Here is a 248-nt window from a genome sequence, read left to right on the forward strand (position 1 = left end):
TTCCACTATCAGTCCGACTATCACGTACAGGCTCTTCCCATTTCGCTCGCCACTACTTTGGGAATCTCGGTTGATTTATTTTCCTGCAGCTACTTAGATGTTTCAGTTCGCCGCGTTCGCCTCACACACCTATGTATTCAGTGGGTGATACCCTAAAAGGGTGGGTTTCCCCATTCGGAAATCTGCGGATCAAAGCTTGTTTGCTAGCTCCCCGCAGCTTATCGCAAGCTACTACGTCCTTCATCGCC

The 248-nt window shown here is 49.6% G+C and carries 1 rRNA gene; it reads right to left on the reverse strand.

Going from position 1 to position 248, the window contains the following annotated elements:
• Positions 1 to 248, reverse strand: a 23S ribosomal RNA gene (locus GTP44_RS27040); the annotation flags it as partial.

Source organism: Duganella lactea, from assembly GCF_009857505.1.
Lineage (GTDB): Bacteria > Pseudomonadota > Gammaproteobacteria > Burkholderiales > Burkholderiaceae_D > Rugamonas > Rugamonas lactea.